General features: G+C 59.3%; 21 protein-coding genes. 9 read left to right on the forward strand and 12 right to left on the reverse strand.

All coding sequences use genetic code 11. The annotated features are described in order from the left end of the window. Window positions 1-157: 157 nt before the first annotated feature. From ATI02_RS01185 to groL, 4 genes are all read left to right on the forward strand, one after another. The gene (locus ATI02_RS01185; protein ID WP_095190439.1) at window positions 158-889 is read left to right on the forward strand and encodes a HugZ family pyridoxamine 5'-phosphate oxidase; all 732 of its coding nucleotides are present in this window, start codon (window positions 158-160) and stop codon (window positions 887-889) included. A gap of 65 nt (window positions 890-954) precedes the next feature. After that, the gene (locus tag ATI02_RS01190; RefSeq protein ID WP_100845215.1) at window positions 955-1,431 is read left to right on the forward strand and encodes an FxsA family protein; all 477 of its coding nucleotides are present in this window, start codon (window positions 955-957) and stop codon (window positions 1,429-1,431) included. Between the two features lie 260 nt (window positions 1,432-1,691). After that, on the forward strand, window positions 1,692-1,985 hold the full coding sequence (locus tag ATI02_RS01195; protein WP_003227685.1) for a co-chaperone GroES: 294 nt from the start codon (window positions 1,692-1,694) through the stop codon (window positions 1,983-1,985). A gap of 49 nt (window positions 1,986-2,034) precedes the next feature. Next, a complete protein-coding gene (groL, locus tag ATI02_RS01200; RefSeq protein WP_100845216.1) occupies window positions 2,035-3,681 on the forward strand; it encodes a chaperonin GroEL in 1,647 nt (548 codons plus the stop codon). A gap of 192 nt (window positions 3,682-3,873) precedes the next feature. Here groL and ATI02_RS01205 read toward each other — a convergent pair whose 3' ends face one another. Further along, window positions 3,874-4,617: a phosphatase PAP2 family protein gene (locus ATI02_RS01205; RefSeq protein ID WP_100845217.1), complete on the reverse strand. Its 744-nt coding sequence runs from the start codon at window positions 4,615-4,617 to the stop codon at window positions 3,874-3,876. A 219-nt stretch (window positions 4,618-4,836) separates the two neighbouring features. On the opposite strand from ATI02_RS01205, the gene colR reads away from it, so the two are divergent. The 5 genes from colR to ATI02_RS01230 all read left to right on the forward strand — a co-directional run bounded on the left by colR (window position 4,837) and on the right by ATI02_RS01230 (window position 8,562). Further along, window positions 4,837-5,520 carry a two-component system response regulator ColR gene (gene colR, locus ATI02_RS01210; protein ID WP_095190435.1) on the forward strand — a complete coding sequence of 228 codons (684 nt, stop codon included), beginning with the start codon at window positions 4,837-4,839 and terminating at the stop codon, window positions 5,518-5,520. After that, window positions 5,510-6,784 (forward strand): sensor histidine kinase, encoded by a 1,275-nt coding sequence (locus tag ATI02_RS01215; RefSeq protein WP_095190434.1) that lies wholly within the window; start codon window positions 5,510-5,512, stop codon window positions 6,782-6,784. The genes colR and ATI02_RS01215 overlap by 11 nt, the downstream gene beginning before the upstream one ends. Before the next feature lie 161 nt (window positions 6,785-6,945). Then, window positions 6,946-7,614 (forward strand): class I SAM-dependent methyltransferase, encoded by a 669-nt coding sequence (locus ATI02_RS01220; RefSeq protein WP_095190433.1) that lies wholly within the window; start codon window positions 6,946-6,948, stop codon window positions 7,612-7,614. A gap of 4 nt (window positions 7,615-7,618) precedes the next feature. Next, complete coding sequence (locus tag ATI02_RS01225) at window positions 7,619-8,332, forward strand: lipopolysaccharide kinase InaA family protein (RefSeq protein ID WP_100845218.1); 714 nt, start codon at window positions 7,619-7,621, stop codon at window positions 8,330-8,332. A 2-nt stretch (window positions 8,333-8,334) separates the two neighbouring features. After that, window positions 8,335-8,562: a hypothetical protein gene (locus ATI02_RS01230; RefSeq protein ID WP_034153490.1), complete on the forward strand. Its 228-nt coding sequence runs from the start codon at window positions 8,335-8,337 to the stop codon at window positions 8,560-8,562. Window positions 8,563-8,742: 180 nt separating this feature from the next. Here ATI02_RS01230 and ATI02_RS01235 read toward each other — a convergent pair whose 3' ends face one another. The 11 genes from ATI02_RS01235 to ATI02_RS01285 all read right to left on the reverse strand — a co-directional run bounded on the left by ATI02_RS01235 (window position 8,743) and on the right by ATI02_RS01285 (window position 24,250). Then, window positions 8,743-11,769, reverse strand: a complete 3,027-nt coding sequence (locus tag ATI02_RS01235; RefSeq protein WP_100845219.1) for a multidrug efflux RND transporter permease subunit — start codon at window positions 11,767-11,769, stop codon at window positions 8,743-8,745. A gap of 13 nt (window positions 11,770-11,782) precedes the next feature. Then, window positions 11,783-12,931 (reverse strand): efflux RND transporter periplasmic adaptor subunit, encoded by a 1,149-nt coding sequence (locus tag ATI02_RS01240; protein WP_100845220.1) that lies wholly within the window; start codon window positions 12,929-12,931, stop codon window positions 11,783-11,785. A gap of 178 nt (window positions 12,932-13,109) precedes the next feature. Then, window positions 13,110-14,210, reverse strand: a complete 1,101-nt coding sequence (locus ATI02_RS01245; RefSeq protein WP_100845221.1) for a DUF1513 domain-containing protein — start codon at window positions 14,208-14,210, stop codon at window positions 13,110-13,112. A 14-nt stretch (window positions 14,211-14,224) separates the two neighbouring features. After that, entirely contained in the window at window positions 14,225-15,289 is a 1,065-nt protein-coding gene (locus ATI02_RS01250) for an imelysin family protein (protein ID WP_095191952.1), read from the reverse strand. 26 nt (window positions 15,290-15,315) lie between these two features. Then, window positions 15,316-16,743: a di-heme oxidoreductase family protein gene (locus tag ATI02_RS01255; RefSeq protein ID WP_100845222.1), complete on the reverse strand. Its 1,428-nt coding sequence runs from the start codon at window positions 16,741-16,743 to the stop codon at window positions 15,316-15,318. Between the two features lie 277 nt (window positions 16,744-17,020). Further along, window positions 17,021-18,367, reverse strand: coding sequence for an imelysin family protein (locus tag ATI02_RS01260; protein WP_100845223.1), 1,347 nt, complete (start codon window positions 18,365-18,367; stop codon window positions 17,021-17,023). A gap of 234 nt (window positions 18,368-18,601) precedes the next feature. Continuing rightward, window positions 18,602-20,653, reverse strand: coding sequence for a putative bifunctional diguanylate cyclase/phosphodiesterase (locus tag ATI02_RS01265; RefSeq protein WP_100845224.1), 2,052 nt, complete (start codon window positions 20,651-20,653; stop codon window positions 18,602-18,604). Window positions 20,654-20,970: 317 nt separating this feature from the next. Then, window positions 20,971-22,302: an IS4 family transposase gene (locus ATI02_RS01270; RefSeq protein ID WP_100845225.1), complete on the reverse strand. Its 1,332-nt coding sequence runs from the start codon at window positions 22,300-22,302 to the stop codon at window positions 20,971-20,973. 115 nt (window positions 22,303-22,417) lie between these two features. After that, window positions 22,418-23,014: a superoxide dismutase gene (locus tag ATI02_RS01275; RefSeq protein WP_016779807.1), complete on the reverse strand. Its 597-nt coding sequence runs from the start codon at window positions 23,012-23,014 to the stop codon at window positions 22,418-22,420. Between the two features lie 225 nt (window positions 23,015-23,239). Then, window positions 23,240-23,842 carry a LysE/ArgO family amino acid transporter gene (locus ATI02_RS01280; protein WP_095191552.1) on the reverse strand — a complete coding sequence of 201 codons (603 nt, stop codon included), beginning with the start codon at window positions 23,840-23,842 and terminating at the stop codon, window positions 23,240-23,242. Window positions 23,843-23,848: 6 nt separating this feature from the next. Then, window positions 23,849-24,250 carry an ACT domain-containing protein gene (locus tag ATI02_RS01285; RefSeq protein WP_095191551.1) on the reverse strand — a complete coding sequence of 134 codons (402 nt, stop codon included), beginning with the start codon at window positions 24,248-24,250 and terminating at the stop codon, window positions 23,849-23,851. Window positions 24,251-24,322: the final 72 nt, after the last annotated feature.

Raw genomic sequence — 24,322 nt, forward strand, 5'->3', positions numbered from 1 at the left:
GCCCCGATAGCAGGTCAGAGTGGTTTTCCCTTAAGAGAGCCTCTCAATCTGCGCCCGACGTGGTCTGGCTGCACATGAGAAATGCCCCGATGGTGGCCGGAACTTATCCCGGGCACCTGTCCGTTTTTTCGACGGATTCTATTTAAGGAGTCATAAATTGAGCGTTGAAGTGGCGAAGAATGCCCGAGAATTGCTTCTCAAGGAATACCGGGGAGTGCTGTCGACCCACTCCAAGTCGATGCCCGGTTTTCCCTTTGGCTCAGTCGTGCCTTATTGCCTGGACGAGCAGGGCCGGCCGTTGATCCTGATCAGCCGCATCGCCCAGCACACCCACAACCTGCAGAAAGACCCGAAGTGTTCGATGCTGGTGGGTGAGCGCGAAGCCGATGACGTGCAGGCCGTTGGTCGCCTGACCTATCTGGCTGAGGCGCAAAAGCTCCAAGACCCCGCCGCCATCGAAGCGGCCGCCGAGCGTTACTACCGCTACTTCCCGGACTCCCAGAACTACCACAAGGCCCATGACTTCGATTTCTGGGTGCTCAATCCGGTGCGCCATCGCTACATCGGCGGTTTCGGCGCCATTCATTGGATCGACCAACTGACCTTGGCCAATCCGTTCGCCGGCAAGGCTGAAATCAGCATGGTCGAACACATGAACAGCGACCACGCCAAAGCCATCGCGCACTACGTAGAACTGGCCGGTCTGCCGAAAACCGTGCCGGCGCAACTGGCCGGGATCGACACCGAAGGCATGCACCTGCGCATCGGTCAGGCGTTGTACTGGTTACCGTTTCAAGCACCATGTCATACGCCGATACAAGTGCGCGAAGCCTTGGTTTCTCTGGCTCACGCAGAGGTTTGGCCAAAAAATGCAGTGGCCGACGCTTGAATTCACGAAAGGGCGACGTCATCTAAGGCTTACTGCAAGGCATTTCTTGCGTTGAGGAATCTTTGATGCGCCCTTTTTTGTTGCTCTTTCTGCTGTTTCCGGTGCTGGAGCTGTTCGTATTCGTCAAAGTGGCAGGGGCTATCGGGTTTTTTCCGGCCCTGCTGCTGATCATTCTCGGCTCGATGTTCGGTGTGTTCGTGCTGCGCGTCGCCGGTCTGGCCACGGCCCTGCGTGCCCGTGAAAGCCTGAACCGCGGCGAACTGCCCGCGCAAACCATGCTCGAAGGCCTGATGCTGGCACTGGCCGGTGGTCTGTTGATCCTGCCGGGCTTCATCAGCGACGTGGTGGGTCTGGTGATGCTGCTGCCATTCACCCGGCGTCTGCTGGCCAATAAAATGCGCCAGCGTGCCGAAGATCAGGCCATGCGCCAGCGTGCGTTCGCCGACGACCTGCAACCTCGCGGCGGTCCAGCACCGCGCCAGCCTATCGGCCGAGAGGGTGATGTGATCGAAGGTGAGTTCGAACACCGCGACACCAAGTAACCTGTATATCGACACGGCACCTTCGGGTGCCGTGCTCGTTTATGGGCTGTTTTTGTGAAGAGTATTCGCGAAAAATTTTTAGCCCCGCCCTTGTAATAAGCTTATGCGCCCCTATGTAACGGTCACCGAAAGGTTTCCGACATTCGAGTCGGACAGACTTCCGCGGTTCGCTCGACGAATCGCAACCGGCGCAGGCCGGATTTGTTAAACCCGCCGGGACTACACCGGCCGATGAAAACCACAATTAGGAGAGATCGACAATGAAGCTTCGTCCTCTGCATGACCGCGTCGTTATCCGTCGCAGCGAAGAAGAAAAGAAAACCGCTGGCGGTATCGTCCTGCCAGGTTCGGCTGCTGAAAAAGCCAACCACGGTGTGATCGTCGCTGCAGGCCCAGGCAAGACTCTGGAAAACGGTGAAGTGCGTGCGCTGGCCGTTAAAGTCGGCGACAAGGTTGTGTTCGGTCCTTACTCCGGCAGCAACACTGTGAAAGTCGACGGCGAAGACCTGCTGGTAATGGCTGAGAACGAGATTCTCGCTGTACTGGAAGGCTGATTTCCCGCTCATTTTCCCGCTACTACAAAGTATTTAAGGAATATCGATCATGGCTGCTAAAGAAGTTAAATTCGGCGATTCCGCCCGCAAAAAAATGCTCACCGGTGTAAACGTCCTGGCTGACGCAGTAAAAGCGACCCTGGGCCCGAAAGGCCGTAACGTGATCATCGAGAAGAGCTTCGGCGCTCCGACCATCACCAAGGACGGCGTTTCCGTCGCCAAAGAAATCGAACTCGAAGACCGTTTCGAAAACATGGGCGCGCAGCTGGTCAAAGACGTTGCCTCCCGTGCCAACGATGACGCCGGTGACGGTACTACCACCGCGACCGTTCTGGCTCAGTCGATCGTCAACGAAGGCCTGAAAGCCGTCGCTGCCGGCATGAACCCGATGGACCTCAAGCGCGGCATCGACAAGGCGACCATCGCCATTGTCAAAGAGCTGAAAAACCTGTCCAAGCCATGCGCTGACACCAAGGCCATCGCTCAGGTCGGCACCATCTCGGCCAACTCCGACAGCTCCATCGGCGACATCATTGCCGAAGCCATGGAAAAAGTCGGTAAAGAAGGCGTGATCACCGTTGAAGAAGGCACTGGCCTGGAAAACGAACTGTCGGTTGTAGAAGGCATGCAGTTCGACCGTGGCTACCTGTCCCCGTACTTCGTCAACAAGCCGGAAACCATGGTTGCCGAGCTGGACAGCCCGCTGATCCTGCTGGTCGACAAAAAGATCTCCAACATCCGCGAAATGCTGCCAGTACTGGAAGCCGTTGCCAAAGCCGGCCGTCCACTGCTGATCGTATCGGAAGACGTTGAAGGCGAAGCCCTGGCGACTCTGGTCGTGAACAACATGCGTGGCATCGTCAAGGTTGCAGCCGTCAAGGCTCCAGGCTTCGGCGACCGTCGCAAGGCCATGCTGCAGGACATCGCCGTTCTGACCGGCGGTACCGTTATCTCCGAAGAGATCGGCCTGAGCCTGGAAAGCGCCACCCTGGAAAACCTGGGCAGCGCCAAGCGCGTGACCATCTCCAAGGAAAACACCATCATCGTTGACGGTGCTGGCGTAGAAGCCGACATCCAGGCGCGTATCGCTCAGATCCGTGCTCAGGTTGGCGAAACTTCGTCCGATTACGACCGTGAAAAACTGCAAGAGCGTCTGGCCAAGCTGTCCGGCGGCGTTGCAGTGATCAAGGTTGGCGCGGGTTCCGAAGTTGAAATGAAAGAGAAGAAAGCCCGCGTTGAAGACGCCCTGCACGCAACCCGCGCAGCCGTTGAAGAAGGCGTGGTACCTGGTGGTGGCGTTGCGCTGATCCGTGCTCTGGAAGCCATCCTCGACCTGAAAGGCGAAAACGCTGATCAGGACGTCGGTATCGCTGTTCTGCGTCGTGCTGTTGAAGCACCGATGCGTCAGATCGCTGCCAACAGCGGTGACGAGCCAAGCGTTGTGGTCAACGAAGTCAAGAACGGCAAAGGTAACTTCGGTTACAACGCTGCGACTGGCGAGTACGGCGACATGATCGAAATGGGCATCCTGGACCCAACCAAGGTGACCCGCTCGGCTCTGCAAGCTGCATCGTCGATCGGCGGTCTGATCCTGACCACCGAAGCGGCCATTGCCGACGCACCGAAGAAAGACGGTGGCGCTGGTGGTGGCATGCCAGACATGGGCGGCATGGGTGGCATGGGCGGCATGATGTAAGCCAGCCTTACCCCCGTAACGCAAAAACCCCGCTGGCGAAAGCCAGCGGGGTTTTTTATTGCCCGAATTTCAGCTTCGCACCAAACCCTGTGGGAGCGAGCCTGCTCGCGAAGGCGTCGAATCAGTCAACATGAATGCTGAATAACACACCGCATTCGCGAGCAGGCTCGCTCCCACATTTGGATCTGTGTTTCAGACGCTGACCGGTTGTGCCTTCACCGCCGCTTCAGCCCTTGCCGCCGGGCGATACAGCACCCAGTAATACGAGCCCAGACAAATCAGCCAGCAGAAAATCGCCGTCCACACGTTGTGCGAAAAGAAGTGCGCGCCCTGCATCATGCGGCTGATCGAAAACACCGAGCCCAACGCAAAGGCAAAGATGAACGCCTGCCTGGCCAGACGTGGACGCCGATCTCGCAGCACAAAGAACAACGCAAACAAGGTGAACCCCGTCGCCGCATGGCCACCAGGCCAGCAACGGCCGGGCTTGTCGGTAGGTGGGCGATGGTCCAGCAGTTTGCTGTAGGTTTCGTGGCCGCCGAATTGTTCCAGGCTCCACGGACACTGCACGGCAGTCATTGCTTTTACCGGGGTCACGAACGAAGTGGCCAGCGCCAGCGACAGCACCAGGCAGCCCAGTTCACGCTTGAACGGTTGCAGCCGGCCGATGAAAAACGAACCGATGAAGCCGAGAACCGCAAACACCGAGAACGCGATCACCACCTCTTTTGCGCGGTCGTGAAGGATGTCTTCAAGGAAGAAACTGTGCCGGCCAATGAAGTCGCCCGCGATAGGGTCGTAAAACAGCCGGGCCAGATCCATGTCCAGATCGGTCAACTCCAGCAGCACCAGAATGAACGCGGCGAAGGCGGGAATGCCCAGGCACAACCAGAAATTCAGCGGCCTTGAAACGGGGCGGGCAGAGGTCGACACCATGGCAATTCCTTGGGCGTTAAGTGGGTTCGATGAGCGCAATTGCGCGGAGTCTGCGTGTGATGGCGTTGCTGATTTGTTAACCGAAAGTGAAAAAAACGTTGGCTGGCGCAATCCACATCTTTATTGATAAACAACCCGACACACGCCTAGCCCTGAGCCACACTTGGCCGTAAGCTGCGCGGGCCATGACGGCCGTTACTGTGTACGGAAGAGGTGCCCATGCGAATTTTATTGGTTGAAGACAACCGCGATATCCTGGCCAATCTGGCCGATTACCTGGGTCTCAAGGGCTACACCGTCGATTGCGCCCAGGACGGTCTGTCAGGCCTGCATCTGGCGGCCACCGAGCATTACGACCTGATCGTCCTCGACATCATGCTGCCCGGTATTGATGGCTACACGCTGTGCAAGCGCTTGCGCGAAGACGCCCGGCGCGACACCCCGGTGATCATGCTCACCGCGCGCGATCAACTCGACGACCGCTTGCAGGGCTTCAAGTCCGGCGCGGACGATTACCTGGTCAAACCGTTCGCCTTGTCCGAACTGGCCGCGCGCGTCGAGGCGGTGATGCGCCGAACCCAGGGCGGCGGGCGCCGCACGTTGCAAGTCGCTGATCTGAGCTATGACCTCGACACCCTGGAAGTGACGCGTGAAGGCAAGTTCCTCAAACTCAACCCGGTCGGCCTGAAGCTGCTGGCAGTGTTGATGCAAAAGAGCCCACACGTGCTGCGCCGGGAAATTCTCGAAGAAGCGCTATGGGGCGATGACTGTCCGGACAGCGACAGCCTGCGCAGCCATGTCCACCAATTGCGTCAGGTGATCGACAAACCGTTCGCCAAGCCATTGCTGCACACCGTGCACGGCGTGGGTTACCGCTTGGCCGAGGGCCGTGATGGAGTTTAAGCAAAGCCTTTCCCAGCGGATCATCATTGCTTTTGCGCTGATGAGCGCACTGGTGGCCGGCGCGTTCGCCATGGGCATTGTCGCGACGGTGCATCTGGTAGAGGAGAAATTGATTTCAGCGGGGCTGGGCGGCGATTTGCAGCGCCTGTTGCTGATGGACAACGTCTCGGACTGGAGCCATCGCCCCGAGCCGGACCAGTTGTTCTATTTCAGCGGCGGGCCGGGCGATTTCGAGCTGCCCAAGGATCTGCGCCATCTCGACGCGGGTTTCCACGAAGTGTTCCGCGAGCAGCTGTCGTACCACGCGATGGTTGAAGTCGTCGATGGTCGGCGCTACGTCCTGCTGCAGGACCAAAGTGATTTTGAAGAACGTGAGCGTGTGCTGTTTGCCGTGGTGCTGGTGGGCTTCGTGCTCAGCCTGGCCTTGGCGGTGTTCCTCGGCTGGGTGCTCGCGCGCAAAGTGATGGCGCCGGTCGTACGTCTGGCGCGTCAGGTTCGCCACCGCGATCAGTTGCTGGGGCTGGCGCCCCCGTTGGCGCCGGACTACGCGGCTGACGAGGTCGGCGAACTTGCGGTAGCGTTCGACGCCACGCTAGGCCGCTTGCGCCAGGCGCTGACCCGCGAGCGGCTGTTCACCAGCGATGTCAGCCACGAATTGCGCACACCGCTGATGGTGCTGGCCAGCTCTTGCGAGTTGCTGCTGGAGAACCCGGCGATCGATCAGCGCGGTCGCTCCCAGGTAGAACGCATTGCTCGCGCCAGTGAGGAAATGCGCGAACTGGTGCAGACCTTCCTGATGCTTGCCCGGGCTCAACGCGAGGACGCCGAGTCGGCACCGCAACAGAATCTTGCCCAAGTGGCTGACAGCTTGCTGTGCGTATGGCGTGAGCCGATCGAAAGCAAAGGGCTGACGTTGCAATTCGAACCCGGTCACCCGCCGGACACGCGCTACAACGCCACTTTGCTGACGGCGGTGATGGGCAACCTGCTGCGTAATGCCTGCCATTACACCGAACACGGTTTTATCCGCCTGACGCTCACTGCCAACGGATTCAGGGTCGAGGACTCCGGCGTGGGCATTCCGGAGGAGAAACGCGAGGCGATGTTCGAGCCGTTCGTGCGTGGTAGCGAGAAGCGCGGTGAAGGCTTGGGGCTGGGATTGTCGCTGGTACAGCGCATCTGCGAAAACCAGGGCTGGAATGTCAGCCTGAGCACGATGGAGCCCAATGGCTGCCGCTTCGAGGTAGATCTGGGGAAAATCTGACGCAGATAGTGGCTCGATGCTACTCCCGTCAACCTGTCTAAATCCTGTATAACTCTGAAATACTTTGCTGGTTTACCGGACGAAATTTTCACAACTGGATGACCTGAAGATGACACGCCGTTACTTAAGGTGGTGACATCAGCAATTCAGGAGTCCTGGTGATGGCCGGTCCGATCAAACTCGATTTTTCCGAAAAGTATGATGACACCCACGCGCAAAAATATTTGCGCAAGCACCAGGACGGTCTCGGTCGTCGGTTGTCCCATTGGCGTGACGAACAGTTGGCCCGCAAGGCGCTGACGCTGGCGGGCGAGCCCGGCCTGGTACTGGATTTGCCCTGCGGTGCCGGACGCTTCTGGCCATTGCTGGCGGAAAAGCCCAATCGGGTGATTATTGGTGCGGACAACTCCGAGTCGATGATCAAGACCGCGATGCAGGCGCAACCAGCTGACGTGGTGAAGCGGGTACAACCCTTGCACACCTCCGCGTTCGACATTGCCTTGCCGGATAACGCCGTCGACAGCATTTTCTGCATGCGCCTGCTTCATCACATCGGTGAAGCCGAGCATCGCCGGGCCATTCTGCGTGAGTTTGAACGCGTCACTCGCGACAGCGTCATTATTTCGCTGTGGGTGGATGGCAACTTCAAGGCGTGGAAACGCAAGCGCGCCGAGCAGAAGCGTGGCCAGGAAGGTTACCAGAATCGATTTGTGTTGCCGGCAGCTACCGTTGAGAAGGAATTCGAAGCGGCAGGTTTTCGTATCCAGGAACAACTGGACTTTATTCCGCTCTATGCCATGTGGCGGGTTTACGTATTACGCAAGAGGTAACAGGATGGCGGTTGAATTTGCGGCAGAAAATGAAGTCGCTCCCCAGGAACGCTTCGACTACTACTGGAACCAACGCGGCGAGTGTGTGGAAGAACCCAATGTGCGCCGTGGCGGCGAAAGTGGTGTTCAGCGGGTTGTGGGGCGCGATGGTCAACTGCTGTATGCCAAGCGCCAGACCGGACATATCTACCGCAGCTGGTTGCACCCCTTCGGGCGGCCAACGGTACTGCGTGAACTGGACGCGCTGACTGGCGTAAGCCGCCTCGGCGTACGGGTGCCGGAAATCGTTTTTTGCGGTGCCCAGCCTGATCCGCAGCACAAATGGCGTGCTCTGCTGGTGACCAAATCGCTGGACGGTTTTCAGGAGCTCGAACATTGGGAGGCCGGCGGCGGCCGCGCACAGTATGGCGAAGCTGTTTACGAGCGGGTCCTCCAAGATCTCGCGTTGAACCTGGCACGCATGCACAGGGGGCGCTGGCAGCACAGCTGCATTTATATCAAGCACGTTTTCGTACGGGTGACCGGTGAAGGTCAGTCAGTCAAGGTCGAAGTGGCCTTGATCGATCTGGAGAAATGCCGCCAGCGTCTGACCGCTCATCGCGCAGCTTCCCATGACATGAAGCAATTGCGTCGCCATTCGTCGTTCAGCGACGCGGACTGGAAGAAGCTCGTCTACTTTTATGAGACGGCGTTTGGCAGCGCTATCAAAGGTTTATAGCGATGAAACTCGAAATTGCACGAGGTTTGTTTTTGGTTGGGGCCTTGGCAGTTGCTTCACTGGCGGTGGCTGCCTGGGAGCAGCCCCGCATGCAGGTGGTTGGCGCGTCTGTAGACGATGCTCACTGCGCTGTCCCGCGGGTGGCAAAAGCTTCCGTGGCGACCAAACCCGATCATGATCTGTTGTTGTTCATGTTCGGACTTTCTCAAGGGATGAGGCCGCAGAGTTGAACCGATTGAAGCTCACATAAAAGGCCTCGCCAATGCGAGGCCTTTTTTACGTGCGGATTTTATGGATATACGCCAACCAATGTGGGAGCGAGCCTGCTCGCGAATACGGTGTTTCAGTCACATGTGTGTCGACTGACACTCCTTCGCGAGCAGGCTCGCTCCCACCAGGGAATGTATGTGCTACTTGGGATCGGGTTTGGCCAGCAGGGTGTAAACGCACGGCAGAACAAACAGGGTAAACAACGTGCCGATCGACATCCCCGTCGCAATCACCATCCCTATATCGAACCGGCTGACGGCCCCCGCACCGGTCGCCAGAATCAACGGCACCATGCCGAACACCATCGCCGCCGTGGTCATCAGCACTGGCCGTAAACGAATCGCCGCTGCTTGCTCTACGGCTTCACGCGCCGTCAGGCCTTTGTCCTTGCGCAACTGGTTGGCGAACTCGACGATCAGGATCCCGTGCTTGCTGATCAGTCCGATCAGTGTCACCAACCCGACCTGGGTATAGATGTTCATGCTCGACCAGCCGAGGAACAGCGGAATCAGCGCCCCGCAAATGGACAGCGGCACTGTCACCAGAATCACCAGCGGGTCGCGGAAGCTTTCAAACTGCGCCGCCAGCACCAGGAAAATGATCGCCAGCGCCAATGCAAACGTTACCCACAAGGCACTGCCTTCCTGCACGAACTGCCGCGATGCACCGCCATAATCGAAGGCAAACCCGGCGGGGGCTTCTTCCCGCGCAATCTGCAATACGGTGTCAATCGCTTCGCCCATGCTCACCAGCGGGACCCCGGAGATCTTCGCCGCGTTGAGTTGCTGGAACTGATTGAGTTGTCTTGGTCGCGCGCGGTCGCTGATCTTGATCAGCGTCGACAGCGGCAGCAACTCGCCCTGGGTGTTTTTCACGTAGTAATTGTTCAGCCAGTCCGGGTTGTCACGGTACGGCCGCTCGACCTGAGCGATGACCTTGTAGCTGCGACCGTCGATGGTGAAGCGGTTGATTTCCGCCTCGCCGAGCAGCGTCGCCAGGGTGCCGCCCAGATCCAGCATCGAAACGCCCATCTGTGCCGCTTTGGCGCGGTCGATATCGACCACCACTTCCGGTTTGTCGAAGGCCAGATCAAGGTCGACGAAAGCGAACTTGCCCGATTCCATGGCGCGCTTCTTGATCCGGTCGGCCACTTGCAGCAGCAGTTCATAGTCGTTGGCGGTGTTGATCACGAATTCGAACGGCAAGCCTTCACCGGTGCCGGGCAGGGAGGGCAGGTTGAAACCGAAGACCTGCAGGCCAGGGATGCCTTCCAGTTTGCCTTGCACCTCGGGAAGGATTTGCATCTGGGTGCGGCTGCGCTCGTTCCAGGGCTTGAGCAGAAAGCCGCCGATGCCCGCTTGTACGCCGTTGTAGCCGTTGATCTGGAACGAGGAGTAGTACTCCGGGAATTCCTTGAAGATCTTGATGAATTCATCGGTGTAGGTGTTCAGATAATCGAGGTTGGTTGGCTGCGGCGCGCTGGCCATCATGAAAATGATGCCTTGGTCTTCGTCCGGTGCCAGTTCCGATTTGGTGAACTTGAGAAACACCGGAATCAGACACAGCACGATCAGGGCGAACACCAACACCACCGGCCGGGTATTCAGCGTCCCGTGGAGCATGCTCTGATAGCGGCGCTTGAGGCCGTCGAAGATACGGTCGAGGCGGTGCGCCAGGCCGCTGGGGTTTTCCTCGTGGCGCAGCAAAAAGGCGCACATCATCGGCGACAGGGTCAGGGCAACAACGCCAGAAATCACCACGGCACCGGCCAGCGTCAGGGCGAACTCCTTGAACAGCGCCCCGGTCAGCCCGGTGAGGAAGCCGATCGGCGCATACACCGCTGCCAGGGTGATGGTCATCGACACCACCGGCAGGGCGATTTCCCGCGCGCCTTCCAGCGCCGCATCGAACGGCGTCTTGCCTTCCTCGATGTGCCGGTGGATGTTTTCCACCACGACAATTGCATCGTCGACCACCAGACCGATGGCCAGCACCATCGCCAGCAGCGTCAGCAGGTTCATCGAATAGCCCATCATCTGCATGAAGAACATCACGCCGATCATCGACAGCGGAATGGTTACCACCGGGATCACCACCGAACGCAGCGCGCCGAGGAACAGGAACACCACGACGATGACGATCAGCACCGCTTCGAAAAGGGTTTTCACCACTTCGTCGATGGAGGCCTGGATGAACAGAGTGGCGTCGTAGGCGATCTCGCTCTTGAGGTTGGGCGGCAGTTGCGCCTCAAGCTCCGGCATGATCTTGCGCACTTCTTTGATCACGTCCAGCGGGTTGGCCCCCGGCGACGACTTGATACCGATGTACACCGACGGCGTACCGCCAAACGAGCTGACCGAGTCGTAGTTTTCCGCGCCCATTTCGACCCGCGCGACATCGCTGAGCAGCACACGGCTGTCGCCACTGACCTTGAGCGGAATCGCCGCGAAGGCCTCGGCGGATTTCAACTCAGTGTTGGCGTTGATGCTGGTGACCACGTACTCGCCTTTCACTTCGCCTGCGGCGGAGAGAAAGTTGTACTGGCGCACGGCGCTGGTCACGTCGGCGGCGCTGAGGCCGAAACCGGCGAGTTTTACCGGGTCGAGCCACAGGCGCATGGCGAACACCTGATTGCCGAGAATCTCCGCTTCGGCCATGCCCGGCAGGGTCGCCAGTTTTGGCTGAATGACTCGCGACAAATAATCGGTGATCTGCGGATTGCTCAAGTCCTTGCTGAAGAAACTGATGTACATCAGTGCCGAGGCGTCGGCAGACTCTTTGCTCAGCACCGGGTCTTCGGCGTCTTGCGGTAGTTTGTTCTTCACCTCGTTGGCCTTGGCCAGCAGCTCGGTAAACAGGCGGTCGGTGTTCGAGCCGATGCGCGCGTAGATCGAAATCGTCGAGAAATTCTGCCGACTGACCGAGGTCATGTAGTCGATGCCCTCGGCGCTGGCCAGGCTCTGTTGCATCGGCTGGGTGATGTAGCCCTGAATGGTTTCGGCGTTGGCCCCGGGGTACGCGGTGGTCACCGTGATCAGGGCGTTTTCCATTTGCGGGTATTGGCGCAGCGGCAACTTGCTCCAGGCCTGAAAACCCAGCAGCACAATCAGCAGGCTGACCACGGTGGCGAGCACCGGGCGGCGGATGAACGGATCGGTAAAAGCCATGGGGTTTCCTTGATCAGTCGGCGCGGCGCGGACTGTTCTGCTCGCCGAGGGTCTTGTCGTCGCTGATGGCAATGTGGGCGCCGTTGTCCAGTTTGATCTGGCCGGCCGTCACCACTTGTTCGCCGCTCTGCACGCCCTTGTTGATCATTACCAGGCCATCGCGGCGCTCACCGGTTTCGATGAAGCGCCGCTCGGCGATCAGCACCGGTTGGCCCTTGTCGTCTTTCTCGACGCTGCCGTCCTCGGCTTTCTTCTGCCCGACCACGTAGATCGAATTGCCGTAGAGGGTGTAGGTGATCGCGCTCTCCGGTACCACGACGTACTTCTGCGGATCCGGCAGCAGCACTTCGAGGCTGGCGAACATGCCGGGCAGCAATTTGCCGTCGGGGTTGGCCAGCGTCGCGCGGACCAGAATGTTGCGTGTGGTGCTTTCGACGAGCGGGTTGATCGCGCTGATCTTGCCCGGAAAAATCTGGCCGGGATAAGCGGCGGCCGAGATATTCACCGGTTGGCCGACAGCCAGTTTCGGTACCGATTGCTCGGGCACATAGAAGTCGGCGTAGAGGCTGCTGAGATCCTGCAATGTGGCGATTTTGCTGCCGCTGGCGAGGTAGTCGCCGATATCGACCTGACGGATGCCGATGGTGCCGCTGAACGGCGCGAGGATGCGTTTTTTCGCCAGCGAGGCATTGAGCTGATTGACCGTGGCTTTGTTCTTTTGCAGAACGGCGGAGAGGCGGTCGTATTCACCTTTGGAAATCGCGCGGCTGTCGACCAGTTGGCTGCCACGCCCGAAGTCCAGTTGCGCCAGGCCAAGATCAGCTTTGGCGGTTTCCAGCAGGGCTGTTTCGACGGCGCTGTCGAGTTGCAGCAGCGGTTGACCGGCCTTGACCTTCTGCCCTGATTCAAACTTGAGCTCGGTGACGGTGCCGGCGACTTCCAGGCTCAGCTCGACCCCTTGCAGCGCCTTGAGCGTGCCGACGGTGGGCAAGCGCATCTGCCACGGCTGCTCGCTGGCATTAGCCACGGCGACGCTGATCGGCGGTTTCGGCTTGGAGAAGCCCTGGATCATGGTGTAGATCGAAAAGGCTTTATAACCGCCCAGCACCAGGACGATCAGCAACACAACCCCCAACATGATCAGCATGCGGCGACGCAGCATATTTCCAGTTCCTTGGATAAATCAGGCGAGACAGGCGGGAACATTACTCCGAGTGCAGGGGGGATTCCAACTGGCAGTTTTTACAGGTGATGTAAAAGATCGCAGCCTGTGGCAGCTCCTACAGGGAGTTGCATTCCAATGTAGGAACTGCCGCAGGCTGCGATCTTTTAAGGGCGTTTCACGCCATCAGATGAAGATGGTTGTCCCAGAGCCCTGCGGGCAATTCCAGCGGCTTGGCCAGCAGTTCATCCTGACGGCAATCGTAGTAACGGCAACGCCCCTGACCCGAGGTCACGACAAAGCCATCCTTCACCGCGCCGACACCGGCGCAATCGGGCAGCGGTGCGTCGAGGCGTACTTCGCCGCTGTCCAGATCCCAGATGAAGAAGCGGTTGCCACGCGGCGCCGTCAGCGCCACCAGACGCAAGTCGCTGTGTACCGCAACGCTGGCGGTGTAGTGACCCATCGATTGCAACTGATGCTCCGGCACCGGGAACGCCACGAATGGCTGGCCCGGACGCTTGATCGCCAGCAGTTCCGAGCGCTCGTGCGAGGCCCCCATGAATTGCTGACCGGCGACGATGGTGCCGTCGCTGGCAATCCCCAGGTGGCGCACGCTGTTCATCTGCTGGGCGAGGGTTTCCTTGCTCAGCAAGGTACCGTCGCGCTGCATCAGTACCAGGCTTGGTTCCATGGCGTTGAGGTTCATGTCGACGCGGCTTTCCGCCTCGGTACGAATCCCGCCGTTGGCCACTACCAGCGTCTCGCCATCCGGCATCCATGACACCTGATGCGGGCCGAGGCCGTGGGTGGAAATTTCGCCGCTGTGCACCAGCCGCTCGCCTTCGAACTTGTACACCCCGAGCAGGCCACGACCGGGATCAGTGGTGTCGTTTTCGGTGGCGTACAGGTATTCGCCGTCCTTGTGCACCACGGCGTGGCCGTAGAAATGCCGGTTCGGCTGCGACGTCACGGTTTGCAACAACGCCCCGTCGCGCAGGTCGATCAGATAGCTTTCGGTACCCGGCCGGCGGGCGACGAACAGCGCAATCGACAGCGTCGGGTGGTTGATGATGTCGTGGCAACGCTGGCCGACTTGCGTGGCGAACACCCGCGTGCCATCCAGCCGATAGCCGACGGCGTAATGCTTGCCATCGGTGTCATCGCGAGCCGAGAGCAACAGCGGGCTCTGATCCTTGCGCTTGAACAGCGTCCAGCCGCCCAGTGTCACTGCTCCCAGCAGCAAACTACCTAAAGTCAGAGCCTGGCGTCGCAGCATGGCACTTGCCCTCATCAGTCACCGTCGTTGGCGTTGAAGCCCAGTTGGATGCCCAGCGCCTTGGCCAGTTCGCCTTCGTGCAGGCGATGGACGACGTTGAGGCTGTCGTAGATATCGTTGAGTTGCTGACGACCGGCGTCATCTTCGAGCATTTCACCAAGCGAACGCTGGGTGCTGTCGAACAGTTTCAGCGAAGCGGCGTAGGCAGCGTCGATCTTGTCCGCCAGCGGTTTTTGCTCAGCCGGCAGCAGGCCGCGCAGGCCTTTGTTGTCGACGCCTTCCCAAACGGTTTTGGCGGCGGCGAGGCTCGCTTCCAGCGCGGTCAGCGACGACTGGCTACGCCATGCATCGGCCTGGAACGGCTGTGGCACGCCTTTGCTCTGGCGGCCCATCGGCGTGCCGAGTTTTTTCTTCAGGGTGTCGAGTGCCGTGACCTGTACACGCAGCAGATCGGCGATCGCTTCGTGGGAGTCGGCGTAGCGCTGGTTGGGGAACTTGCTCATTTGCGCGAGCATGCCGTCGGTGTTGTTCCAGCTTTGCAGAATCTCTTCGGCCAGTTGCTTCTGGCGTTCGCCGATGGCGATCAGCAGTGGGCAGTACTTGGCTTTCTGTTCTTCGTTGGCAACGTCAGGCTTGGCATCGAACAGGATGTACTCGTAAGCCGACAGGCCCTGAACCACCACGCTCGATTTGGCCAGTGCGGCGGCATCGATCTGCGGCTGGGCGACGACCAGTTGCTCGACCTGACGGCCGACGAGGTTTTTCTTGTCCGGCCAGAACTGTACCTGCCACGAACGGTTGCCCTCGGCCAGCGGGCCGATCAGCAGCGGTTGCAACTCGGCCCAGGCTTTCTGCGCGTGCAGGAAGTCGGCGCGAGCGGTTTCCAGGGTTTCTTTGCCCTGGCAGTAGGCGAGGGCGCTGACCGCCAGTTGCTTGTCGGCTTCAACCCAACGGGTGTACGTCGGCAGGATCACCGATTTGGCGATGGCGGCCGAAGTAACGGCTTGCGGATCCTGCGGCGAGCAAGCGCCGAGGGCGAGCGCGGCAAGGCTGGTGAACAGTAGCTTGGGACGGAACATGTCGGGCTCCCGATTCTTTTAAGTGTTTAAAGTGAATTCAGAAACGCCAGCAGCGCAGCACGCTGCTCGGCATTGAACGATAAAACCTGTTGCTGCGCCGCTTTTGCTTCACCGCCGTGCCAGAGCACCGCTTCGAGCAGATTGCGTGCGCGGCCGTCGTGCAAAAACTGCGTGTGGCCACTGACCGCTTGCGTCAGGCCGACGCCCCACAACGGCGGCGTGCGCCAGTCGCGGCCGGAGGCCTGGAACTCGGTGCGGTTGTCGGCCAGACCGTCGCCCATGTCATGCAGCAGCAGATCGCTGTACGGGCGAATCACTTGATTGGCCAGTTCAGGTTCGGCCGCGTTGGCGGCGGTGGTGTATTTCGGTGTGTGACACGACTGGCAGCCGGCCTGGAAAAACAGATTCTTGCCGGCCAGCACTTGTTCATCGTTGACGCCGCGCCGCGCGGGGACGGCGAGGTTGCGGCTGTAGAACAGCACCAGACGCAGGATGTTATCGCTGACTTCAGGTTCGCCGTCCGGGCCATTGCCGTTCGGTGCCTGCTTGCAGGCGGTTTGCGCGTCGGTGCAGTCATCGAAGGGTCTCAGGCTGGTGGTGAGGCCCATATCACCCGAAAACGCGTGAACATTCTGTTGATTGAGGTTCGGCTGCCCGGCCTTCCAGCCGAAGCGACCGATCACGGTTTTCTGCAACTCATCGTCCCAGACCCGGTTAGGCCGGCCGTTGATGCCGTTTTTCTCTTTGGCCTGCACGGCGGCGTTGGCGAGGATCGCTTCTTCGGGGATCGCTTCGAGCAGGCCCAGGCCGATCATCGGTGGAGCGACCCGCGCGGAGAAGCGCGTGTCCGGGTGCATCGGGCCGTAGCCGAGCTGGGTGATCTGCAACACCGGTTTGCGCAGCTCGACTTCGGTGCCGTCCTTGAAACGAACGGGCACTGGCGTGTAGTCGACCCTCACTTTGCCTTCCGGAGCAACGCCGGGCACCGCCATGTCCTGAAACTGGCCGCCGTAGACCGGCTCCGGCACCACACCGACCTGCTCGATCAGCTTGGCGTACTGCGGCGCATCGGGGATCGACAGGCGCACCAGCATCGATACCGCGTTGGTCGCGCCGGTTTCTGGCGGATGACCGCGGCCGTCCTTGATGTGGCAGTTCTGGCAAGCGTTGGTATTGAACAGCGGCCCGAGGCCGTCGCGGGCGGTGGTGGTCGACGGGGCGATCACCCACGGGCTGCGAAAGAAGCTGTTACCGACACTGAAATCCACCCGACGCGATGGCGGCAGGTTGGCCGAAGGCAGGGAAAACGCGTTCTGATCGGTCTTGCGCACGGTCGCCGCACCACCCGAACGCGCTTCACCGGGCTCGGCCTGGGTGAAACGCGGGGCGTCATCGCAGGCACTCAGGCCCAGGGCCAGCAACAGTGCGGACAAGCGAAGAGGCAGCGAAGGCATCAGACATCCTGCTAGAGGTGCGAAAACAAAGGCGCAAAGTCTAACAGGGCGAGGGAGTTTGAATAAGAGGAATTATCGTTTGCTTGATATGGCGCAACCTCTAAACCCCAAGCAAACCCTGTGGGAGCGAGCCTGCTCGCGAAAGCGGTGTCGGACGCGCTGAAAATGTGGCGGCAGATACAGCCTTCGCGAGCAGGCTCGCTCCCACAGGGTTATGTGTAGAGCAGGCATGAAAAAGGCGACCCGAAGGTCGCCTTCTTTAACTCAGACGCGTTGATCAGAACTCGTGATCAGCGTTGTCCGGGTTCAGGTCGCTGATGCCCAGCTTGCCGGCAGCGGCTTCGATCGAACCGGTCTGCTTGACCAGCGATGCGATAGCGTCGCGAACGACCTGGTTGCCAGCGGTGTTACCGGCGGCGATCAGTTGGTCGTAGTGCTCACCCTTGTTGGCGTGGTCAACCATGACCTGGATCTTGGCTTCGGTAGCGGCCAGATCGGCTTTCAGTGCGGTGTCGGCAGCCGGGTCGGCCTTGGCCACCAGCGACGACAGGCTGGCGCCAGTCATCTTGGTGCCGTCAACACGGGTGTACTCGCCCAGGTAAACGTTACGAATGCCTTTGGCGTCGTAGAAGTGCGAGTAGTGGGTGTTGTCGCTGAAGCAATCATGTTCGTCTTCCGGGGAGTTGGCTTCCAGGGAAACCTTCATGCGCTCGCCCGCCAGTTCACCCAGGGACAGGCTACCCATGCCGAAGAGCATTTTGCGCAGACCGGTTTCGCCCGGCTCGGCTTCCAGGGTGGCGCGGTAGTTGTCCGCCACGTTCGGCTTCCAGTTGCCGACCATTTCTTCCAGATCGCTGACCAGCAGTTGGGTCACGGCTTTCAGGTAAGCGCGACGACGATCGTTGTGACCGCCAGTGGCGCCGGCGCCTTCCAGGTAGTCCGAAGCAGGACGGTTGCCAGCGCCAGGGCCGGTGCCGTTCAGATCCTGGCCCCACAGCAGGAATTCGATGGCGTGGTAGCCAGTGGCAACGTTGGCTTCGGAACCGCCCAGCTCATTGAGGCTGGCGAGTTTTTCCGGCGTGATGTCCTTGACGTCGACCTTGTCTTCGCCGACCTGTACTTCGGTGTTGGCGATGATGTTGGCGGTAGCGCCCGGGTTACCCAGTGCGTGTTCGTAGGATTTGTCGACGTAGTCGATCAGACCCTCGTCCAGTGGCCAGGCGTTAACCTGACCTTCCCAGTCGTCGATGATGGTGTTGCCGAAGCGGAACACTTCGCTCTGCAGGTAAGGCACGCGAGCAGCGACCCAGGCAGCCTTGGCGGCTTTGAGGGTGTCGGCGTTCGGCTTGGCGAGGAAAGCATCGACCGCGGTTTGCAGGGTTTTCGCAGTGGATTCGGCATCGCTGTAAACGGCGAAGACCATGTCGGCGTAGTGCGCGACCACTGCCTTGGCAGCGGCTTCGTCGACTTTACCGGCAGCGGCAGGCGCAGCTGCTGGAGCGGCGGCGGTGGCGGCTGGAGTCGGCGTGGCCGGGGCGGCAGCTTTGTCTTTGCCTTCGCCGCAACCGGCGAGGGAAATAGCGATGGCCAGCAGACTGGCGGTAGCCAGAGGCATACGAATCATGGCGAACATCCTGCTTCGGTAGTTGAGTGGACTCGCGCTGGGGGCGCAAAACTGCGACATAATGCAAATCTTTCGCATTATGTGTAAAGGGTAGTGCTTGGAAATATTTCTTATTCGCGCATCAAGATCAAAAGATCGTCCCATCGCGGCCCGAGCCTGCGGCAGCTCCTACAGGAGAACGCATTGCAAATGTAGGAGCTGTCGAGTGAAACGAGGCTGCGATCTTTTGATCTTCTAGAGAATGGCCGCGTTACTGCGTTGCGCCTGTTTGAGGTAGGCGCTCAGTTCCCGCGCCGGCAGCGGTTTGCTGTAGTGGTAGCCCTGACCTTCATGGCAGCCTTCGGAGATGATGTAGCTCTCCTGTTCAGCGGTTTCCACGCCCTCGGCAATCACTTGCATGCCGAGGCTCTTGCCCAGTTGAATGATCGCGCGAACGATGGTCGCATCGTCGTCGTCATCCAGCAGATCCTGGACGAAGCTCTTGTCGATCTTGATCTTGTCCAGCGGCAGGCTCTTCAGATAACTGAGCGATGAATAACCGGTGCCGAAGTCGTCAATGGCAATCAACGCGCCGGAGCGACGCAGGCTCAGCAAATGCTGGGCGGCGGTGCTGATGTCTTCCATCAGGCCGGTTTCGGTGACTTCCAGTTCCAGACTGCGCGGCGGCAGGCGGTACATCTGCAACAGGTTGTTGACCACCCGCGGCAACTCGGCGTGGTGCAGTTGCACGGTGGACAGATTGACCGCCATGCGCAGATCGGCGAAGCCCTGATCGTGCCACTCGCGCAACTGCTTGCAGGCCTGATCGAGTACCCATTCGCCGATGGCGATGATCGTGCCGTTCTGCTCGGCCAGCGGAATGAACAGGTCGGGCGGCACCAGACCGTGCTCCGGATGCTGCCAGCGAATCAACGCCTCGACGCCGACCACGCGGTGATCGCGATAGCTGATCTGTGGTTGATAGACGAGGTAGAACTGATCGCGGATCAGTGCGTCACGCAGGTCTTTTTCCAGTTCACGACGACGGCGCATCTCGCTGTCGACGCTGGCGATGTAGAACTGATACCGGTTGCGCGAGCGGGTCTTGGCCAGGGTCATGGTCTGCTCGGCCTTCTGCAACAGCTTCTCGGTGCTGTCGCCGTCCTCCGGGAACAGGGTGATGCCGATGGTCGCGCGCAGGCGGATTTCCTGATGATCGAGGGCAAACGCCGCTTCCAGGTCATCGAGAATGCTTTGCGCCAGTTCGGCGGCTTCGTAAGGCTGTTCGATATCCGCCTGCACCAGCGCGAACTGGTCGCCACCCAGACGGGCGAGGGCGCCGAGGCGGCCGCTGTGGGCACGCAGTCGATCGGCCAGGGCCAGCAATAACTGGTCGCCGGTCTGATAACTGAACTGCTCGTTGATGCCTTTGAAATCGTCCAGCCCTACACACAACACCGCGACCCGGCGCTGCAATTTGCCGGCGTCGACCAGAATCTTGTCCAGTTGCTGCTGCAATTGCTGGCGGTTCGGCAGGCCGGTGAGGAAATCGTACTGAGCCATGCGCAGCAGGCTGTTTTCCGCTTCGTGGCGCAGATGGGTATTGCGCTCGATGGATTCGAGCAACTGGTTGGCGGTATTGATCCACAGACCCAGTTCGTTTTTCTCGTGGCCCTTGAGCTGCGGAATCTTGTGTTCGCTGGGGCGATCCGGGTTGATTTCGGTCAGATGCTCGATGATCCGCGACAGCGGTTTAGTCAGCAGCCAGTGGTAAACCAGATACAACACCAGGCCCATGGCCAAGGCGCGCAGCACGCCGGAAATGAAAATGATCACCGAGCTGACGATAAAGCTCTCGCCATAGGTGGCGGTGTCGAGGGTGATGCTCAGGTCGCCGTAATACTCGCTGTACGGGCCGCGTCCTACCAATTGCGTGGTGAACGTGCGCTCCTGGCCGAGAATCAGGTCGGTCAGCCAGCGGCTGTTGGAATGCTGCAACTCGCGGGACTTTTGCGCGAGCATCACTTCATTGGGATGGCCGATGGACGCCTGGCGCACGGCGTCGTCCTGAAACAGGCCTTCGATCACCTGCATGCCCATCTCCCGATCCAGGCTATAGACGGCCTGAGTGGAAGGGTCACGGAACATGTCGAGAATACGCTGGGCGTCGCCGGCAACCGCCTGGCGTGTTTTATAGGCATCGAACACGATCTGCGCGCAGCTCAAGACCACGCCAACGATCAATGCCGACAGGAGCACGACCCGGAGCAACTTCACCGACAAGCTGTTCTTGAGTTCCAGCTTCAAAGGGGGATTCCTTGTTCCGTGCGTAGCGTCAAGTTGCCATGAGTATTGGCAATCCCGTGATGGCAGTCAAAGGGACAATCAGGCTCAGGAGGATTCACCTCTGGCCTTGGCCAAAATGCTGCTGTTTGGAGTATTAGCCCTATTTGTACTATGTCGGTAGTTCAGGCACTCAACTTGAGCGGTTTGGGATAAAATTCCTCTGTTTGATGCTGGTTTTCCATCGATCGGCAGCAAGAGGCGGGCGCGAGCTTTCATCACAAGAACAGCGCCTACAGGAATCACAGGCATAAAAAACCCGGCAATAGCCCTAATGCTGTTCACTTAAGCGGAGCAGCCTTACGCTCCACCGGAAACCGGGTTTTTGAAATCTTCACCGTCCTTGGCCTCGAAGGCCTTGGGCGGTGATCCAGAAATAGCCCGCCAACGCCTTTTCTAAGTTCCGCCAACCGTCTACCCGTCGCTGAAACAGGATTGGCCGCTGCCATCACGATCAACTGCACGGCGATGTACTGGCAAGCCGGCTTGAAACGGATGTCCGACGGCGCTCGACCAAACGCGACTGCTGCCTGACTTGCCTCCCGACGAATCACGTTGTAAGCCAGCAACAACCCCCACACTTCCTGGTAGATCAGATCGACCTTTTTGCTGCGCAAGGTCATTGCGTTTTGCTGCATTGAGCTTTTGATATCCCTGAAGCCCAATTCGATTTCCCAGCGCTCCTGATAAAGCTTGGCAACAGACTTGGTGCTGTAGATCTTGGCCGGCAACGACGTCATGACTGTTTTTACTTTGCCTTGAATTTCATAACTGACTTCACGCGCCTCCCAGTGTGTAGGAAGAGTCGGATTTCGCTTTCTGGCTTGCGGCGACACGTTCATACGCACCAAACGATCATGCTCGTTGTAACGGGCTACCTCCTCGCAAACCAATCCCTTTTTTGCCGGAATCAGCCAATGACGGTGACTGCCGTCGCCGCTCAGGCTGAGCATGAGATCGGCGCTCCAGAACCCTTTATCGAACAGCGTCACGGAGTGGTCGGGGATCTGCTGCAAAAACTCATCGGCCAGACGCATTTCGCTGCGTCGGTAAGGGCTAAGCTGTGCATCCAGGATCAGGTGTGAACGCACATTCATCAGCGCCACCAGGCGCAGCATGGGAAAGGGAGTCTGGCGGTCGGTCGAGGTGTTTCCAGAACCGAAATGGTCTCGCAACTCCGGCGTATCCGGCGTGCGCAGAAGCGCACCATCGACTGCAAATACTTGCAGATCCTGCCAGGCATCATCGGGATAGCGCTGCGCGCCCCATTGAGTACCCGTTTTGCGAAACAACCACTCAACCGGGTCGGCCCCCAGCCGCTTGCGGGCTTCGGTTACACCGCTACGGGCCAATAGATGGTCAGAAGCCAGACCTTGGGCGCAGATGTTCAAACGTCGGGCAACCTCATGAACCGGCTCGTCACGAAACAGTGCCATGCCGAGCACCAGCCAGAGCACTTGGTCGGCAGGCAAGCGACGCCGTCGGATAGTGGCCTGGCTGGACAGATCCAGCGCAGACGCGACCCACTCGATGGGAATATTTTGAGTGAATGTGCTCAAGTCACAGAAGTTGAAAAGGTCGCCGAGGTCGAGCAAGTCCTGTTGAACAGACATAAAAAATCCGATGCCAGAGATCTGACATCGGATTTTCGAAGAAGCCCGGCGAGGATTCAAATGCTTAAGTGAACAGCATTACGGCAATAGCCGGGTTTTTTGACTGGCGCGCAGCTTAAGCGGTGAAGGTTTTGCCTTCGAACTGCTCAGCAACGAACTTCCAGTTGACCAGGTTCCAGAACGCTTCGACGTACTTCGGACGAACGTTGCGGTAGTCGATGTAGTAGGCGTGTTCCCACACATCGCAGGTCAGCAGCGGGGTGTCGCCGCTGGTCAGCGGGTTGCCGGCGCCGATGGTGCTGGCCAGGGCCAGGGAGCCGTCAGCCTTTTTCACCAGCCAGCCCCAACCGGAACCGAAGGTACCGATCGAGGTTTTGCTGAACTCTTCCTTGAACTTGTCGAACGAACCGAACGCAGCGTTGATGGCATCAGCCAGTGCGCCGGTTGGTTGACCGCCGGCGTTTGGCGCCAGGCAGTTCCAGTAGAAAGTGTGGTTCCAGACCTGAGCGGCGTTGTTGAAGATGCCGCCCGAGGAAGTCTTGACGATTTCTTCCAGGGTCTTGCCTTCGAACTCGGTGCCTGGCACCAGGTTGTTCAGGTTCACGACGTAGGTGTTGTGGTGCTTGTCGTGGTGAAATTCCAGGGTTTCCTTGGAAATGTGCGGCTGCAGGGCATCGTGTGCGTAAGGCAGCGGCGGCAATTCGAAAGCCATGATGATTCTCCTAATCAGGTCTGTTGCGGTGAGCGCAAGGCCGATCACGGGCGGCCAGAAATGCACCGGCGAGTTTTTACTCTTTGCGGCGCAGGGTTCGGATCATAGCACCGGGGTCACGGCTTAACCACGCAACAACTGTGTGGGATAGAGGTTCAAGGGGATGCCCTCACTCAATGACGGATCGTCATTGAGTGAGGGCATCCCCTTGGCCTTTGGAATAAATCAGCCAGCGATAATCAATTGCCCGGCCACTGTGAACATCATCACTGCCACCAACAGATCGAGAATCCGCCACGTACTCGGCCGAGCGAGCCACGGCGCCAGCCATGCGGCACCCAGCGCCAGGGTGAAAAACCATAGCAACGACGCACTTGCCGCGCCCACCACATAGGCCCCAGGCACCGATTGCTGGGCGCCCAGCGAGCCGATCAGCAGCACGGTGTCCAGATACACATGCGGGTTGAGCAATGTCACCGCCAACGCACTGAGCATCACCGCGCGCAGCGAACGCACTGTCTGGTTTTCAGCCTGATTCAGACTCTGTTTCGAAAACGCCCGACGCAGGGCCTGGGTGCCGTACCAGATCAGGAAAGTCGCACCGCCCCAACGGGCGATCGCCAACAGGGTCGGGTTCTGCGCCAGGAGCGTCGCCAGACCGAATACACCGGCAGCGACCAGCAGAGCATCACACACCACACACAATGTCGCCACGGGCAGGTGATGCTCCCGGCGCAGGCTTTGCGCCAGGACAAATGCGTTTTGCGTGCCGATCGCCATGATCAGTCCGAACGCCACCAGCAGGCCGTTTACATAGCTTTGCCACATAAGGTTTTACTCCGCGTTGGCTGCAAGATCGCGCAGCACTTGCATGGCGCGTTCGGCGTCGGCCTGGCCGACGAATAAATGATCGTGGTAGTAACCGGCGATCACGTTGCAACTGATCCCGGCCTTGCCTAATGCCGTGGCGAACGCAGCGGTCAGGCCGACGGCTTGCAGCGCCGAGTGCACATTCAAAGTGATCCACGCGGCGACGTAGTCGAAATTGAAACCGGCGTCTTCAGCCTGGCTACGTTGCAGAATGACGGTCAGCCCCTCCTGTTCGCGAAAGCTGCCGACAATCTCCAGACCGCTCGGCAACTGCCCGTCACGCAGGGTGCAGAACACGTATTCGCCGGCGTTGAGTTGTGGACTCATGCTGCGCAGGAGAGTCGAGAGTGAAGTTTCGCCAGCCATTGAAAAGTCCTTGAGAAGAAAGCTTGTGAAAGAGTGCTTGCTGGCTATTCTCCGGTCGGTAGCTGTATAAGA

Source organism: Pseudomonas baetica, from assembly GCF_002813455.1.
Taxonomy (GTDB): Bacteria; Pseudomonadota; Gammaproteobacteria; order Pseudomonadales; family Pseudomonadaceae; genus Aquipseudomonas; species Aquipseudomonas baetica.